The following is a 16097-nucleotide window of genomic DNA, read 5'->3' on the forward strand; positions in this document are numbered from 1 at the left end:
CGGTCATCGACCCGGTGGCCAGCCCATGGTATTCATTGGCGAGAGAGAGCGCTCTGTTGATATGCCAGCAGGGGCATAGCTGGACCGCTGGAAGTATCGAATTCAGATGTCGAAGTAGAGCTGGAACTCCCAGGGATGCGGGCGCAGCCGCACCGGATCGATCTCATGCGTGCGCTTGTAGTCGATCCAGGTTTCGATGAGGTCGCGGGTGAAGACGTCGCCCTTGAGCAGGAAGCCGTGGTCACGCTCCAGCGCCTGCAGCGATTCGTCCAGCGAGCCGGGAACCTGCTGCACCTTGCGCGCTTCCTCCGGCGGCAGGTCATAGATGTTCTTGTCGAGCGGATCGCCCGGGGGCGTGTGGTTCTCGATGCCGTCCAGGCCCGCCATCAGCATCGCCGCGAAGGCGAGGTAGGGATTGGCGGACGGATCGGGGCAGCGGAACTCCACCCTTCTGGCGTTGGGTGAGTCCGAGTACATGGGGATGCGGGCCGCGGCCGAGCGGTTGCGCTGGGACATCGCCAGATTGACGGGCGCCTCGTAGCCGGGCACCAGCCGCTTGTAGGAGTTGGTGGTGGGCGCGCAGAAGGCCATCAGCGCCGGGGCGTGCTTGAGCAGCCCGCCGATGTACCAGCGGCACAGCTCTGACGTCAGGGCATAGCCATTGGGGTCGAAGAACAGGTTCTTGTCGCCGTTCCACAGGCTCTGGTGGCAGTGCATGCCGCTCGCGTTGTCGCCGAAGAGGGGCTTGGGCATGAAGGTCGCCACCTTGCCGTGGCGACGCGCCACGTTCTTGCACATGTACTTGTAGATCATCACGTTGTCCGCCATGCGCAGCAGCGAAGCGAAGCGCATGTCGATCTCGTTCTGGCCGGCGGTCGCCACTTCGTGGTGGTGGATCTCCACCTGGATGCCGGCATTCATCAGCGCGAACACGATCTCCGAGCGGATGTCCTGCAGGGTGTCGTGCGGCGGGACCGGGAAGTAGCCCTCCTTGTAGCGTGACTTGTAGCCGAGGTTTCCGCCGCCGAAAGCGCCTTCGTTCCTCCCCGACGTCCACTCGCCTTCGGCCGATTCGACGAAGTAGTAGCCGCAATGCTGGTTCTGCTCGAAACGGATCGAGTCGAAGATGAAAAACTCCAGCTCCGGCCCGAAATAGCAGGTGTCGGCGACGCCGCTGGCCTTGAGATAGGCCTCGGCCTTGCGCGCCACGTAGCGCGGGTCCCGGGAATACGCCCCGTGCTGCACCGGATCGACCACGTCGCAGATGATGGCCAGCGTCGCCGCCTCGCGCTCCGGATCGATGAACGCCGTCGCGGGGTCGGGCTTGAGCAGCATGTCCGACTCGTGGATCTCCTGGAAGCCGCGGATCGACGAGCCGTCGAAGCCAATGCCGTCGCTGAAAAGGCCGTGGGTGATCTCCGGCAAGGTGACCGAAAAATGCTGCCAGAGCCCGGGCAAATCGGTGAAGCGCAGGTCGACGATGCCGATGTCGTTCTGCTTGATCATGTCCACGACGTCGTCCGGCTTCTGCGGCCGGTTCGCGCGGTAGGAGCCTGGCAGGATGGTGACCGACGGATGGGTGGACATGGATGCCTCCTGTCTGTGCCAGCGCTCCTTCCAATGTAGGCGCGATGCGGAGCTCCCGCTAATGGGCTGGCCGTCCATGGCCCCAGCTCTTCCTTGGCACAAGGGCCTTCGCTACGCTTTGGGCGGCAGCAGGTACAGCGCGATGGCGAAGGTCAGGTAGACGGCCAGCACCAGCACGCCCAGGAACCAGGCGCTGCGGCCGCCGTTGCAGACCATCGCGACCGTGAGCGTGGCCAGCAGCATCATGGCCACGGCGCTCGGCCAGAACTGCAGGGTCATCGGCGCCGGTCCGACGAAGTAGCTCGCCAGCACCAGCAGGGGCGCCACCAGCAGCGCGATCTGGGTGGCGCTGCCCAGTGCGATGCCCACGCTCAGGTCCAGCCGGTTCTTGCGCGCGCCGGAGAAGGCGGAAGCGATCTCTGCGGCGGCGCCCACCAGCGCCACGATGACGAAGCCGACGAAGGCATCGCTCATGCCCATGCTCTGCGCGGCGACCTCGACCGAGGCCACGAAGATGTGGCTGACCAGGGCCACCAGCACCGTGACGCCCGCTAGCACGCCGATCGCCAGCCCGATCGGCCAGGGCGCGCCGTGCCCCTCCTCGGCCGCTGCGTCGGCGTGCCGGGCCGAACCGAAAAAGGCCTTGTGCGTCTTCAGTGAGAACAGCAGGCCGAGGGCATAGGTCACGATGAGCAGGACGGCCAGGCTCAGGCTCAAGTCGTGCACGAAGGCCTCGGGCTCCCCGGCGGTGGCGGGAACCAGGGAGGGCACCAGCAGCGCGATGGTGGCCAGGAACAGCTGCGCGGCTTGCAGCCGGGCGGTGGCGGCATTGAACTCCTGCGCATGGTGGCGCAGGCCCCCCAGCAGCAGCGAGCCGCCGAGCATGAACAGGCTGTTGGTGACGATGGCGCCGGCGATCGATCCCTTCACCAGCAGGTACTGGCCGGCGCTGAGCGCGGTGAGCGCGATCATCAGCTCCGTGAGGTTGCCCAGCGTGGCGTTGAGCAGCCCGCCGACCGTGTCGCCGGTGCTGGCGGCCACCGACTCTGTGGCATGGCTCAGCAGCGCCGCCAGCGGGACGATGGCGAGCACAGAGAGGATGAACAGCAGCTGTCCCTTCGCATGGAAGGCGTGTTCCGCCAGCAGCACCGCGGGAACGAACACCAGCAGCCAGAGCAGCGGGTTCCTGCGGATCTCCTGCCACAGCGCTTTCATCGAACAACCTCCGCCCTGCGGGCTGCGGTGCCATGAGCCTTCGGAGCGGCCGGGCGGTTCATTCGACAACCTCCGCCCTTGCGGGCTGCGGTGCTATGAGCCTTCGGAGCGGCCGGGCGGCTCATGGGGTCACCCGCCCAGCGCGATGATGGCAGCCGTGAGGGCCACGCCCACCACGGTCATGGCCAGGCCCGACTTCCAGCCGCCACCCCCGGCGTAGCGGCCCAGGGCCAGGCCGCAGGCGAACAGCATGGCCAGGGTCAGGACCCGCGACACGAGCAAGGCCGTGGGCGTGGCGAGAAACAGGAAAGGCAAGGCGACCGGAAAGGTCCCGAGGACGACCAGCACAAAGATGCCGGCCGCCGCCACGTAGTCAGGCCCGGTGAGGTGGGGCTTGGGCGGCAGCTGCGGCAGGGCCGCCAGCCGGGCGCGCACGGCTTCCAGTTCGGCGTCACCCACCAGCGTCCAGATCACGCCCGTCAGCTCGGCCTTCAGGCGACGCAGGCCCCGCGCCGGATCGGCGTCGGCGCGGATCGCGGCGGCCAGCCGCAGGCGGCGGGCGCGCTGCGTCAGGGTCCGCACCAGGTACATCACCGCATCGGCCAGGCCCCAGGCCAGGTTGCATCCCAGCGCGGTATAGAACATCAGCCGCCCCGCATCGGCCCCCGCGGTGGCGGCCGAGACGGCGCCCACGAAGGTCAGGGCCATGAAGAGGCCGAAGCAAAGCTCGCAGACCCGCTCGACCGGGCTGAGCACCGGTTCGCGCGGTTCGTTGGTCGCGAGATCGGGTGGCAGTTGCATGCACGCGCTCCTGCACACGATTGTCCGTATGCCTCATCGTTCGGCCATTGGCCTTTAGGCGCACCCGGGGGCGGCGATCCGGGCCTTGAGTTCCTCAGCAGCATGAGCATCAAGGCGAGCCACAGAGCCTCAACGAAGCGGGCGCCCCCCTCCCAGCCTCCCCCCGGAGGGGGAGGAGCATGACTCCCTCCCCCTCCGGGGGAGGGCGGGGGTGGGGGCGCGAGCCAAACCGGGCTCAGTCGCGCATTTGGAACGCCTCAAAGCGAAGGTCTGGCGCGCGTGCCTTCGGGCGTCAGGACCACCCCGCTGCCCGCGATGCGCAGCCCGCCTTGGCCATCCACCTCGACCGACCGGCCGTCGTCGAGACGGTATTCGACCTTGCCCGTGGACTCCCAGCGCTCGCTGCCGGGCGCCATCGACAGGTCCGGCGCCAGCCGGTCGTAGGCGCACAGCTTGTAGGTCGCCCCGTCCGAGCCGCGCGCATTGAAGGTTTCCAGGAGTTGAAGGCGCAGTTCCATGCTCGTGCTCCTCGCTTCATCAGCGCCGAAGTGTCCGGCGCTCGGATCATTTTGGCGGCGGCCGCGGCTCGTCCGGTGTCGGAGCGCGCCGCGTGCGACAGGCAGGAGCCAAGCCCCAGGCGCTAGGCGCGGGCGGCAGCCGCCGCGGCCAGGGCACGCGCGCGGCGCGAGCGCGTGTACAGCCAGAAGGCGATGGAGAAATTCAGCAGGTTCCAGGCGATGCCGTTCACGAACGCTGCCGTGTAGGAGCCGGTGAGGTCGAACACCTTGCCCGACATCCAGCCGCCCAGCGCCATGCCGATGAGCGTGCCGAGGATCACCGTGCCCACGCGCGCGCCCGCCTCCTGCGGCGCGAAGGACTCGCGGATGATGATCGCGTACGAGGGCACGATGCCGCCCTGGAACAGGCCGAACAGGGCCGAGATCACGAACAGCGACGCCAGGCCGTCGAAGGGCAGGAACAGCAGCAGGGCCACGCATTGCAGCACCGAGCCGAGCAGCAGCGTGCGCAGGCCGCCGATGCGGTCGGAGATCCAGCCGGAGGCGAGCCGGCTGACGATGCCAAAGCCCAGCATCAGCGACAGCATGGTCGCGCCGCGCGCCGCGCCGTAGCCGAGGTCGGCGCAGTAGGCCACGATGTGAACCTGCGGCATTGACATGGCCACGCAGCAGCCGACGCCCGCCACGAACAGCGCCGCCTGGGCCTGGCCGGGCGACAGGCCGAACGGCCGGTCGCGGTCGAGCGCCGGCGCCGAGGCCGCCGTCGGCGCGCTGTGCTGCACCATGGGCGGCCGCTGGCGCAGCAGGGTCGCCAGCAGCGCCATGCCGACGCCGCCGATGATGCCCAGCGCGATGTAGGTGGGCCGCCAGCCGTACTGTTCGACGCCGAACTGGATGATGGGCGGCCACAGCGTGCCCGCGAGGTAGTTGCCGCTGGCGCACACCGCCACGGCGATGCCGCGCCGGCGATCCCACCACAGCGAGGTGTCGGCGATCAGCGGCACGAAGGCGCAGCCCACGCCCAGGCCGCCGATCAGGACGCCGTGCGCGAGGTCGAACACCAGCAGGCCAGGCGCGAGGGCGGCGATCACGTAGCCGGCGGCCAGCGCGACGGCGCCTATCGTCACCACCCGCGCGAGCCCGTAGCGGTCGGCCCAGCGGCCGCACAGCACGCCGCCGATGCCGAAGCCGATCATGGTCAGCGCATAGGGGAAGGAGGCCTGGCCGCGATCCACGCCGAAATCCGCCTGGATCGCCGGCAGCACCACCGACAGCACGTACATGCCGCTGTTGCCCAGCGTCGAGACGCCCAGCACGACCAGAAGGCGCAGCGCGGCCTGGCGCGAGTCGATGAGGCGGGGATCGGCGGGCGCAGCGGCTGGGGACGGCATGGAAGCGTTCGGGCGAAGTGCTGCATGCTAGCGCATGCGGTTTCCAGGCGTGACGCAGGGCACCAATGTCACACAAGTGTCCTGTCCCACAAATTCCTGTGCTCTCGCTGCCCCGTATCGGGCCGCAGGCAAGGCGTGGACGCGGGTCAAGCCTGGACGGCTTGACCCGTGGACACAACGCGGCATGCGGCCCGATACGGGGCAGCCCGAAGGGTTCGGCGCCTGCGGGGCGCCCGGCGGCCGACCAGAAAGGGGCAAGACGCCCAGTCTTGCCCCTTTCTGGCCAGCCACCGCTCATCCCCGCATGCGTCCGAACGAGAGCGCAGGAATTTGTGGGACAGGACACTAGTGCACACTGATGCCGATGAAGCCCGACCACGCCGCCAGCCGCCGCCGCGTGCTGCAGGCCGGCCTCGCCGTGCCGCTCACCGCCACCCTGCCCCGCCTGACGCGCGCCGGCGCGGCGCCTGGCGCGCGCGTGCGGCCGTCCGACGCGGCCTGGCCCGCCGCCGACATCTGGAAGGCACTGGCCGGGCAGCTGGCCGGCTCGCTGGTCGCGGTGCGCTCGCCCTGGACGGAGTGCGTGCGCGCACCCGCGGCCAAGGCCTGCGCGGAGGTGTTCAAGCAGGCCAAGAACCCCTACTTCCTCGGCGATGAGGTCGCGCTGACGCAGACCCTGGGCTGGGTCGACGCCTGGACTTCCGCGCCCAGCGCATATGCCGTGCGCGCCCGCAACACGGCCGATGTGGTGACGGCCGTGAACTTCGCGCGCAACCACAACCTGCGGCTGGTGGTGAAGGGTGGCGGCCACAGCTACCAGGGCACCTCGAACGCGCCCGACTCGCTGCTGGTGTGGACGCGCGACATGAAGGACGTCACGCTGCACGAGAACTGGGTGCCGCGCGGCTGCGAGGACCGCATGGCGCCGGCGCGCGCCGCCAGCATCGGCGCCGGCGCGCTATGGGCCCACGCCTACGATGCGGTCACCACCCGCGGCGGCGGCTATGTGCAAGGCGGCGGCTGCATGACGGTGGGCGTGGCCGGCCTGGTGCAAAGCGGCGGCTTCGGCAGCTTCTCCAAAGCCTTCGGCCTGGCCGCTTCCAGCCTGCTGGAAGCGGAGGTCGTGACCGCCGACGGCCGCGCGCGCATCGTCAACGCCTGCACGAACCCCGAGCTGTTCTGGGGCCTGAAGGGCGGCGGCGGCAGCAGCCTCGGCGTGGTCACGCGCCTGACGCTGCGCGTGCATGCCCTGCCCGAGACCTTCGGCGCGGTGAACTTCACCGTACGGGCCAAATCGGACGCCGCGTTCCGCAAGCTGATCGCGCTGGTGACGCGCTTCTATGCCGACCAGCTCATGAACCCGCACTGGGGCGAACAGATCCGCTTTCGTCCCGGCAACGTGCTGGTCGTGTCCATGGTGTTCCAGGGCATCGAGCGCGCCCAGGCGCAGGCGACCTGGGCACCCTTCTTCGCCCAGGTCGAAGGGCAGGAGCAGGACTTCTCGATCGACTTCTCGCCGCTCAAGGTCGTCGCCACCTCTGCGCGCACCTTCTGGTCCCCGACCCTGCTCAAGCGCACGCTGGGCTTCATCCGCCGCGACGACCGGCCCGGCGCGCCGGAAGGCAATGTGTTCTGGCCCGGCGACCAGGGACAGGCCGGCCAGGTGCTGCACGGCTACCAGTCCACCTGGCTGCCGGCCGCCCTGCTGCAGCCGGCCCGGCATGGCGCGCTGTGCGACGCCCTGTTCGCCGCGACCCGGCACTGGGGCTTGTCGCTGCACGTCAACAAGGGCCTGGCCGGCGCGCCCGCGGAGGCGGTCGCCGCAGCGCGCGACACCGCGATGAATCCCGCCGTGCTGGATGCCTTCGCGCTGGCGATCAGCGGCGCCGAGGAGCAGCCCGCCTATCCCGGCGTGGCCGGCCACGAGCCCAACGTGGCGCTCGCCCGCCAGCGCGCCAGGTCCATCGTGAACGCCATGGGCGCGCTGCGCGCGCTGGTGCCGCGCTGGGGCTCCTACGTCTCGGAAAGCGACTACTTCGAGCCGGACTGGCAACAGGCCTTCTGGGGCGCCAACTACGAACGGCTCGCGGCCGTGAAGCAGCAGTACGACCCCGACGGCCTGTTCTTCGTGCACCACGGGGTCGGCAGCGAAAAGTGGAGCGCGGACGGCTTCACCCGGCTGCGCGCCTGAGACGCGATCCCCGTCACTTCACTTGCGCCAGAACCACCAGAGCAGCAAGGACAGCACCAGCGACACCAGCAGCGAAGTCATCAGCGGGAAGTGGAAGCTGAACCCTTCGCGTTCGATCGAGATGTCACCCGGCAGGCGGCCCCAGGGCAGCTTGCCGAGCCAGGGCCATGCGAGGCCCACGGCGATCAGCAGGGCCCCGAGCGCGACGAGGAAGCGTTGCATCGCCTCACTCTAGCGGCGGTTTTCGTCTTCTGCAGCGGCAGAGCAGCCACCGCGGTGCCGGGCGGGCCGCAGGCTGGTCGGCAACAATGCAGCGATGAGCACACCCGATTTCTCCAGCGGCTGCGCCTACCAGCGGGGGCAATTCGTTCCCATCTCGGAAGCCAGCATCCCGATGACGGACTGGGGCTTCCTGCGCTCCGACGCCGCCTACGACGTGGTCACCGTGTGGGAGGGCTCGTTCTTCCGTCTGGACGCGCACCTCGATCGCTTCTTCGCCAGCTGCGGCCGCTTCCGGCTCGATCCCGGCAGGTCACGCGCCGAAGTCGCGCATGTGCTCACCGAGTGCGTGCGCCGCTCGGGGCTGCGCCACTCGTACGTGGAAATGATCGTCACCCGCGGACAGCCCCCGTGGGGATCGCGCGACCCGCGGCAGGCGGTGAACCAGTTCTATGCCTTCGCGGTGCCCTTCGTATGGATCGCCAACGAGCAGCAACGCGAGCGCGGCCTGCACGTGATCGTGAGCGAGGTGCAGCGCATTCCGCCGGCCAGCGTGGATCCCACCGCGAAAAACTATCACTGGAACGACCTCACCATGGGACTGCTGGGGGCGCTGGATGCCGGCGCCGACTCGGTGCTGCTGCGCGACGCCCGCGACAACGTCGTGGAAGGCCCCGGCTTCAACGTGTTCGCCGTGATCGACGGCACCCTGGTCACGCCCCGTGAGGGGGTCCTGCACGGCATCACCCGCCGGACGGCGATCGAGGTGGCCCGCTCCCACGGTCATGCCGTGAAGGAGCGCGAGCTTCCGCTGGCCGAGCTGCTGGCGGCCGACGAGGCATTCATCACCAGCTCGGGCGGCGGGCTGATGCCGGTGACGCGCGTCAACGAAAGCACGATCGCCGACGGCAAGCCCGGGCGGATCACGCGGCAGCTGGCGCAGACCTACTGGGCCTGGCACCAGCTGCCGCAGTTCAGCACGCCCGTCCCGTACTAGCGCCTGCGCGTCTGCGCGCCTGCGCAAGCACGTGTCCGAATCCGGCCAGACGGGAATCGAGGGCATGCCGTACGCTGTGGCACATGGTTTCAGCACTCGCACACCCACCCATCGCGGCGAACCCGCACGACAGCGCGGACCGCCTGGCGAAGCACGACTGGCAAGGCGTCGAAACCGAGCTCGATTGCGAGGGTGTCGCCGTCCTGCCGGGCTTGCTGGCGACGGCCGAGTGCCGGGCGCTCGCGGCGCTCTACGACGACGGCGACGAGGGCACCTTCCGCAGCAGGGTGGTGATGGCCCGCCACGGTTTCGGCCGGGGTGAGTACAAGTACTTCGACTACCCGCTGCCGGAGATCGTCGCGCAGTTGCGCACCTTGCTCTATCCCCGCCTGGCCCCGATCGCGAACCGCTGGAACGCAGCGCTGGGGCTGGAGCTGCGCTATCCGCCTTCGCACGCCCAGTACCTGGCGCGCTGCCATGCGGCCGGCCAGCCGCGCGCGACGCCGCTCCTGCTGCGCTATGGGCCGGGCGACTTCAACTGCCTGCACCAGGACCTCTATGGGGAACATGTCTTTCCCCTGCAGGCGGTGATCCTGCTGTCGCAGCCGGGCCGCGACTTCGACGGCGGCGAGTTGGTCCTGACGGAGCAACGGCCGCGCATGCAGTCGCGGGTGTCGGTCGTGCCGCTGGGCCAGGGCGACGCGGCGATCTTCGCCGTGAGCCATCGCCCGGTGCAGGGCACGCGCGGCTTTTACCGCGTCAACATGCGGCACGGCGTAAGCCGGATCCGCCGCGGCACGCGCACCACGGCCGGCCTCATCTTCCACGACGCGGCCTGACAAAGTGGGATCAGTCGACCAGCGCCCGCACGCGCTGCCAGTGCTCGCCCTCCCAGAACACGCGCCCGCAGACCGCACAGGCGCTGAACTGCTGGTAGCTCTCGCGCACCTGCGGCGGTAACAGCGGCTCCACCTGCGCCTTGGCGACGGCCTGCAGCGCCGCATTGCAGCCCGGGCACAGCGTGAAGGGCTTCGCGCTGCGCATCAGGTCCAGCCGCTGGAAGACCTCGCGCAACTGCTGCTGCGGCCGCAGTGCGTGCACATAGCAGCCGTGCGTGATGCTCCGGCGCTTAAGCAGGTCGCGGTCGCGCGTCAGCACGACGCGGTTCTGCGCCGCGGCGATGCGCTCGATCTCGTCGTCGGCGAAGCTGTAGTCGTGCAGCGTATCGAAGCCCATCATCCGCAGGAACAGCGCGAGGGTCCCGAGGTGGACGTCGGCGACGAAGCGGGTCTGTCGCAGCGGGTGTTCGCGCACGCGCAGCAGCGGCGTGATGTCGAAGGCCTCGAACTTGGGGTACACGGCCACCCGGTCGCCTTCGCGCAGCAGCGCGCCGAAGCCGACCGACGCGCCGTTGAGCAGGATCAGCTCGACCTCGGTATGCGGCACGCCCAGTGCCTCGATCATGTGCTTGGTGGTGGCGGCGCGGGCGCAGGGCACGGTGAACTCGCGCCGCCGCCGTTCGGGGGCGAGGAAATCGTTCAGCTCCTCGTAGAAGCGGAAGGTCGCCGTCACCATCACGACTCAACGCCCGCGGCGGCCAGCCGCACCGGGATGCGCCGCCGCCCGAAAGCGGGCACTTTCGCGCCGAAGCGCCCGGCCACGCGCGCGCCGCAATGCGGGCAGCGGGCGTCGGCATCGAGCACGCATTCCAGCACCGCATACCAGTCGCGCCGCACCAGCGCTTCGCCGCAGCCGGGGCAGAAGGTCGTGCCGCCCTCGACGTCGTGCACGTTGCCGGTGTAGACATGGTGCAGGCCATTGGCGAGCGCAATGGCGCGGGCACGCCGCAGCGTCGCCGGCGGCGTCGGCGGCCGGTCCAGCATCTTGAAGTCAGGGTGGAAAGCCGTGAAATGCAGCGGCACGTCCGGCCCCAGCTCGCGCGCGACCCAGCGCGAGAGCGCTTCGACCTCGTCGGCGTCGTCGTTCAGCCCGGGGATCAGCAGCGTGGTGATCTCCAGCCAGCACGCCGTGTCGTGCCGCAGGTACTGCAACGTGTCGAGCACCGGCGCGAGATGGCCGCCGGTCTGCTGGAAGTAGAAGCTCTCGGTGAAGCCCTTCAGGTCGACGTTGGCCGCGTCCATCTTCGCGTAGAACTCGCGGCGCGGTAGCGCGTGCATGTAGCCGGCCGTCACCGCCACGCTGTACAGGCCGAGCGCATGGCAGGCCTCGGCGGCGTCCATCGCGTATTCGGCAAAGATCACCGGGTCGTTGTAGGTGAAGGCCACGCTCGCGGCACCGCTCGCTTGCGCAGCTTGCGCGATGCGCTGCGGCGTGGCGGCGTCCATCAGCCGGTCCATCTCCCGGCTTTTGGAGATGTCCCAGTTCTGGCAGAACTTGCAGGCGAGGTTGCAACCCGCGGTCCCGAAGGACAGCACGCTGGAGCCGGGAAAGAAATGGTTGAGCGGCTTCTTCTCGATCGGATCGAGGCAGAAGCCTGAGCTGCGGCCGTAGGTGGTGAGGACCATCGCGTCGCCGATGCGCTGGCGCACGAAGCACATGCCGCGCTGGCCTTGATGCAGCCGGCAGTCGCGCGGGCACAGATCGCACTGGATGCGGCCGTCGTCGAGACGGTGCCACCAGCGACCAGGATGCATCGTGGCGGTCCTCCTGTGCCGAATGTGGACCTGGCGCGGCGAAAGATCAACCGCGCGTCAGTCAGCGAGCCGCAGCGGCTGAGCGGCGTCCTGACACCCGCACCGGATTCCGGCCGTGCCGCACAATGACCCGTGGTGCATAGCGACATCCCTGCGCGGCTCGACCGGCTGCCCTGGTCGCGCTGGCACTGGCGCGTCGTGCTGGCGCTGGGCATCGCCTGGGTGCTCGATGGGCTCGAGGTGACCATCGTCGGTTCGGTCGGCGGCGTCCTCGAGAGGCCCGACACGCTCGGCCTCAGCGCGACGCAGGTCGGCTGGGCCGGCTCGCTGTATGTCGCGGGCGCGGTGATCGGGGCCCTCGTGTTCGGCCGGATGGCCGACCGGCTCGGGCGCAAACGCCTTTTCCTGCTGACGCTCGCCGTCTACATGGGCGCCTCGGTGGCCACCGCGTTCACCACCGGCTTTGCCGGCTTCGCGGCCTGTCGCTTCGTCACGGGTGTCGGCATCGGCGGCGAGTACGCGGCGATCAATTCGGCGATCGACGAGCTGATCCCGGCCCGGGTGCGCGGCCGCGTGAACCTCGCGATCAACGGCAGCTTCTGGCTGGGCGCGGCGCTCGGGGCGCTGCTGAGCCTGGTGCTGCTCGACCCGCGGGTGCTCGGCCCCGTGCAGGGCTGGCGCGCCGGCTTCCTGCTGGGCGCGGTGCTGGCGCTGGCGATCCTGCTGGTACGCCGCAATGTGCCCGAAAGCCCACGCTGGCTGCTCGCGCACGGCCGCGCCGCCGAAGCCGAACGCATCGTCGCGCAGATCGAACAGGCCGCCGGCTCGCCCGCCGCCGTGGCCGCAGCACACACCGTCACCTTCACCCGGCGGGCGGTGCCGACGCTCGCGGAAGTGGCGCATGTGCTGCTGCGGCGCTACCCGGAACGCAGCGCCGTCGTGCTGGCGCTGATGATCTCGCAGGCGTTCTTCTACAACGCGATCTTCTTCACCTATTCGCTGGTGCTGACGCGCTTCTACGGCGTCGATGCCGAGCGGGTCGGCCTGTTCATCCTGCCCTTCGCGGCGGGCAACCTGCTCGGGCCGCTGCTGCTGGGCCCGCTGTTCGACCGCGTGGGCCGGCGCCGCATGATCGCGACGACCTATGCGCTGTCGGGCGTCGCTCTGGCGCTGACCGGCCTGGCCTTCGTGCAGGGCCTGTTCGATGCGGCCACACAGACGCTCGCGTGGTCGGTCGTGTTCTTCCTCGCGTCGGCGGCGGCCAGCTCCGCCTACCTCACGGTGAGCGAAGTGTTCCCGCTGGAGATGCGTGCCATCTCCATATCGATCTTCTACGCGGTCGGCACCGGCATCGGCGGCTTCGCCGCGCCGGCGTTCTTCGGCGCGCTGATCGCCAGCGGCAGCCGCGCCAATGTGTTCATGGGCTATGCGGTCGGCGCCGCGCTCGTGATCGTGGCGGCGGCCATCGCATGGCGGTGGGCCGTGGACGCCGAGCGCAAGCCGCTCGAACTCATCGCCCCGCCGCTGGGGTCGCAGGACCAGCCTCGCTCCGGCTGCATGCGGGACTGAGGATGCGCTGCCACTCAGTGCAGGAGCGAGGGCCGCACGACGGGCCAGGCGAACTCGTTGCCGGCGACCACGCGCGCATACAGGTAGTTGCGCCGGTCGTCGTCCGAGAGGGTGTCGAGATCGACCACGCCGTCGGCATCGCATGGGAAGCTCATGCCGCCGCGCTGGGCGCGCAATGGCCGGTAGAAGAGTTCGAGCACTGCGGTAACTGCATCGGCTTGCATGGCGACTTCCTCCGTACCAGGGGCGGGGTCCTTGGGGAATGAACAAGGACTGCGACGGAGAAAGAATAGGCGGCCGCTGTATCCAGGCAGTCTCGCTGTGTCTCCCGGCGGTCTCGCTCTGTCCTGGCTGTGTATCGGGCCTGCAACCCGCGCTTGCGAACAGCGCACGGTCCTTCATCTGCCGGGCAGTGTGGCGTTCGTGCCGCACAATGATGCGATGGATGCCGATGCCTGCGCACTGCTGCGACGCCTGTTGACCGAGCGTCCCGTCGCCGCGCTGGCAACGCTGCATCGCGGCGAGCCGGCCATCTCGATGGTGCCCTTCGTTGTCTCGCCCGCGGAGACGCAGCTTCTGATCCACGTCAGCGCCCTGGCCACCCACACGCGGGACATGCTCGACCATCCGCGCGTCAGCGTCCTGCTGACGGATGAAATCTCGGCCGCCATTTCGCCACAAGCACTGCCGCGTGTGTCGCTCGTCGCCGACGCGGTGCCCCTGGAGCGCGACAGCCCGGCGTACCTGACGGCCCGCCTGCGCTACCTGGCCCGTTTCCCCGATGCGCTGCAGACCTTCGGGTTGGCCGATTTTTCCCTCTTCGCGGTGCGCCTTCAATCCGCGCGCCTCGTCGCGGGTTTCGGGCGTGCCCACAGCCTGGCAGGCGAGCCGCTGCAAGCGCTGCTGCGAGACATCGGGGCCTGACAGGAATTGCGCGGGCCAATCTGTGACCTCGCCGCCACATTCCGGCGCGTGCACTCGCGAGAACCTCAGTTACGCCCTGCAGCGCGGCCTACACTTCGTAGCATGATTGAAGAGCTTCGCGCTGAACTCGACCTACTCAGAAGAACGCATGCGGAATCAAAGCCGAGTGCCAGGCTGCATGTGATCCGGCAGCGGCTGGCCCGCGCCGACGCGGAGATCGGATCCAGCCGATTGGTCACGATTGTGTCTGCCGTCGAAGGGCTCGCGCGCTCGCTGCTGGTACACGCGCCTGGGCGCCCTCCTGCCTCCGCGCACTTCCGCTACCAGCAGGTGCGGCTGAAGAACCCGGTCGATCTCGTTGATGAAGTGTTTCGCCTTTACGCGGCCAAGTCGGCCCCGCAGCAGCTGGGCGAGGACACCTGGAATCTGTTCGAGCTCGCGACCAAGTTCAGCAATCTGGTGGTGCACGAGTGCACGCACCTCGGACAAGACAAGTACCTCAGCCTCACCTCTGCCTCCGAGCGCGTTCTGGAGGAACTGGTCGAAGTCGCCGGCCTGCTTCGCGTGGTGACACCGGCCGCCGCGTAGAACGGCGCCGCCCGCGCGCTGAAGCGCAGCACTGGGGATATCGGGGTTCAGCCTGAGGCCGAAGATGCGCTCACTCCTGAACCTTCCCCCGGTCCGACTTGACCTGCGAGCGGACCGCCTTGGCCTTCAGCCGGCGCAGCTTCGAACCGTGGGTCGGCTTCGTGGCCCGCCGGGGTGCCTGGACCTGCGATACCTCCGCCACCAGCGCGTCCAGGCGCGCCATGGCCAGGGCCCGGTTCTGCTCCTGGGTGCGCGCCGACTGTGCCTTCAGGATGAGGACACCCTCCTTGGTCACGCGGCGACCCGACAAGGCCAGCAGCCTCTCCTTCACATAGGGCGCCAGCGAGGACGCGCGGATGTCGAAGCGCAGGTGCACCGCGCTCGACACCTTGTTGACGTTCTGCCCACCCGGCCCCTGGGCGCGGATCGCCGTGACTTCGACTTCGGCTTCGTTGATGAGGGACGGCATAGGCAGGCGGTGGGGCCGCGCCAGCTCAGGAGGCAGGCGCGCCCGCGTCGGGCAGTTGTAACCTCACGGTGACGCCGTAGAGCGCCAGCAGGCCCAGCACGTGACCGATGGCGACGCCCGGCTCACCCGACTCGATGCGGCCTATGGTCTGGACATGCACGCCCAAACGCGCGGCCGCGGCGGACTGGCCTTCGCCGGCGGCCGAGCGGGCCAGCTTCGCGGCCGCCCCCATCGCCTTGATCGCGTGGAGGGCGTCGCCGCCGATTTCTGCCGAGATGCGTTTGCCTTGCGCCATCCGGGGATTGTCGCCTGCGGGTGCATCCCGGGCATTCGGCAACAGCGTGGGCGGCTGGTGCTTCGCGCCGAGCACCGTTCTAAAGCTTCGGCAGCTCAGTAGGCGTAGGGGGCGACCGGCACCCAGCCCTCGGGACAAACCTGGACGTAGGGGTAGTACACCCCGACGCTGGCGCAGTAGTACCAGACGTTCGCATAGGCCGGTGCCGCCGGATACACATACGTATACGAATAGCTTGGATACGGGTAGGCATAGGGGTACCACCCACCATTCGAACCCCACCACACCGCCGCCACCCCGCCGCGAACGCCATGCCCGACATGACCATGGCCGCGACCGCCGTGGTGATGCGACCCCCCGTGGCGCGGTGCCATCGCACCCTGGAAGTGCGCGCCGCCAGCCGATGCTCCGAATTGTCCGCCCCGGTGAGCGCCACCCATGTGGCCACCGCCCATATGGCCACCGCCTGTGTGCCAACCGCCCTTGTGTCCACCGCCTGTGTGACTACCGCCTGTGTGACTACCGCCCCTGTGGCCACCACCCGCCTGGCCGCCGCCCGCGCGCTGGGCTGCGACCGTCACCGACAGCAGACACAGCAAGGATGCGATAACGATGTTCTTGAATCGACGAGCCCTCATGCCGAGCTCCAGTGCTTGCCCTACGGCCATCTGACGGCCGC

Annotated in this window: 18 protein-coding genes; 6 read left to right on the forward strand and 12 right to left on the reverse strand. The window is 69.2% G+C overall.

The window, feature by feature from the left end; translation table 11 throughout:
• Nucleotides 1-102: 102 nt before the first annotated feature.
• The 5 genes from glnA to UC35_RS06025 form a co-directional block, all read right to left on the reverse strand.
• Nucleotides 103-1587 (reverse strand): type I glutamate--ammonia ligase, encoded by a 1485-nt coding sequence (gene glnA / locus UC35_RS06005; protein ID WP_061497154.1) that lies wholly within the window; start codon nt 1585-1587, stop codon nt 103-105.
• Between the two features lie 111 nt (nt 1588-1698).
• Nucleotides 1699-2802, reverse strand: coding sequence for a calcium/proton exchanger (cax, locus tag UC35_RS06010; protein WP_061497157.1), 1104 nt, complete (start codon nt 2800-2802; stop codon nt 1699-1701).
• A 129-nt stretch (nt 2803-2931) separates the two neighbouring features.
• A complete protein-coding gene (locus UC35_RS06015) occupies nt 2932-3603 on the reverse strand; it encodes a hypothetical protein (protein WP_061497159.1) in 672 nt (223 codons plus the stop codon).
• Between the two features lie 257 nt (nt 3604-3860).
• A complete protein-coding gene (locus UC35_RS06020) occupies nt 3861-4121 on the reverse strand; it encodes a hypothetical protein (protein WP_061497161.1) in 261 nt (86 codons plus the stop codon).
• 122 nt (nt 4122-4243) lie between these two features.
• A complete protein-coding gene (locus UC35_RS06025; protein ID WP_061497163.1) occupies nt 4244-5512 on the reverse strand; it encodes an MFS transporter in 1269 nt (422 codons plus the stop codon).
• Nucleotides 5513-5876: 364 nt separating this feature from the next.
• Between UC35_RS06025 and UC35_RS06030 the strand changes: the two genes are divergently transcribed.
• The gene (locus UC35_RS06030) at nt 5877-7703 is read left to right on the forward strand and encodes an FAD-binding oxidoreductase (protein ID WP_061503696.1); all 1827 of its coding nucleotides are present in this window, start codon (nt 5877-5879) and stop codon (nt 7701-7703) included.
• Nucleotides 7704-7721: 18 nt separating this feature from the next.
• Here UC35_RS06030 and UC35_RS06035 read toward each other — a convergent pair whose 3' ends face one another.
• Nucleotides 7722-7925: a DUF2905 domain-containing protein gene (locus tag UC35_RS06035; protein WP_061497165.1), complete on the reverse strand. Its 204-nt coding sequence runs from the start codon at nt 7923-7925 to the stop codon at nt 7722-7724.
• 94 nt (nt 7926-8019) lie between these two features.
• On the opposite strand from UC35_RS06035, the gene UC35_RS06040 reads away from it, so the two are divergent.
• Entirely contained in the window at nt 8020-8919 is a 900-nt protein-coding gene (locus UC35_RS06040) for an aminotransferase class IV (RefSeq protein WP_061497168.1), read from the forward strand.
• 83 nt (nt 8920-9002) lie between these two features.
• The gene (locus UC35_RS06045) at nt 9003-9758 is read left to right on the forward strand and encodes a 2OG-Fe(II) oxygenase (RefSeq protein WP_061497169.1); all 756 of its coding nucleotides are present in this window, start codon (nt 9003-9005) and stop codon (nt 9756-9758) included.
• A gap of 10 nt (nt 9759-9768) precedes the next feature.
• On the opposite strand, the gene UC35_RS06050 is transcribed toward UC35_RS06045, so the two are convergent.
• Nucleotides 9769-10494 (reverse strand): Mut7-C RNAse domain-containing protein, encoded by a 726-nt coding sequence (locus UC35_RS06050; RefSeq protein WP_061503697.1) that lies wholly within the window; start codon nt 10492-10494, stop codon nt 9769-9771.
• Nucleotides 10494-11573 (reverse strand): AmmeMemoRadiSam system radical SAM enzyme, encoded by a 1080-nt coding sequence (gene amrS / locus UC35_RS06055; protein ID WP_061497176.1) that lies wholly within the window; start codon nt 11571-11573, stop codon nt 10494-10496. The genes UC35_RS06050 and amrS overlap by 1 nt, the downstream gene beginning before the upstream one ends.
• Nucleotides 11574-11705: 132 nt before the next feature.
• On the opposite strand from amrS, the gene UC35_RS06060 reads away from it, so the two are divergent.
• Complete coding sequence (locus UC35_RS06060; RefSeq protein ID WP_061497180.1) at nt 11706-13142, forward strand: MFS transporter; 1437 nt, start codon at nt 11706-11708, stop codon at nt 13140-13142.
• 14 nt (nt 13143-13156) lie between these two features.
• Here UC35_RS06060 and UC35_RS06065 read toward each other — a convergent pair whose 3' ends face one another.
• Complete coding sequence (locus UC35_RS06065) at nt 13157-13366, reverse strand: hypothetical protein (protein WP_061497182.1); 210 nt, start codon at nt 13364-13366, stop codon at nt 13157-13159.
• 217 nt (nt 13367-13583) lie between these two features.
• Here UC35_RS06065 and UC35_RS06070 point away from each other — a divergent pair, with 217 nt between their 5' ends.
• Both UC35_RS06070 and UC35_RS06075 read left to right on the forward strand, forming a co-directional pair.
• The gene (locus UC35_RS06070) at nt 13584-14066 is read left to right on the forward strand and encodes a pyridoxamine 5'-phosphate oxidase family protein (RefSeq protein WP_061497187.1); all 483 of its coding nucleotides are present in this window, start codon (nt 13584-13586) and stop codon (nt 14064-14066) included.
• Between the two features lie 102 nt (nt 14067-14168).
• The gene (locus UC35_RS06075) at nt 14169-14654 is read left to right on the forward strand and encodes a hypothetical protein (protein WP_145979347.1); all 486 of its coding nucleotides are present in this window, start codon (nt 14169-14171) and stop codon (nt 14652-14654) included.
• Nucleotides 14655-14724: 70 nt separating this feature from the next.
• On the opposite strand, the gene arfB is transcribed toward UC35_RS06075, so the two are convergent.
• From arfB to UC35_RS24185, 3 genes are all read right to left on the reverse strand, one after another.
• On the reverse strand, nt 14725-15123 hold the full coding sequence (gene arfB, locus UC35_RS06080; protein ID WP_061497189.1) for an alternative ribosome rescue aminoacyl-tRNA hydrolase ArfB: 399 nt from the start codon (nt 15121-15123) through the stop codon (nt 14725-14727).
• A 25-nt stretch (nt 15124-15148) separates the two neighbouring features.
• Entirely contained in the window at nt 15149-15418 is a 270-nt protein-coding gene (locus UC35_RS06085) for a helix-turn-helix domain-containing protein (RefSeq protein WP_061497190.1), read from the reverse strand.
• Nucleotides 15419-15513: 95 nt separating this feature from the next.
• On the reverse strand, nt 15514-15792 hold the full coding sequence (locus UC35_RS24185; protein ID WP_227820461.1) for a hypothetical protein: 279 nt from the start codon (nt 15790-15792) through the stop codon (nt 15514-15516).
• Between the last annotated feature and the right edge of the window lie 305 nt (nt 15793-16097).

The sequence above is a fragment of the Ramlibacter tataouinensis genome, from assembly GCF_001580455.1.
In the GTDB taxonomy this organism is placed as follows: Bacteria; Pseudomonadota; Gammaproteobacteria; order Burkholderiales; family Burkholderiaceae_C; genus Ramlibacter; species Ramlibacter tataouinensis_B.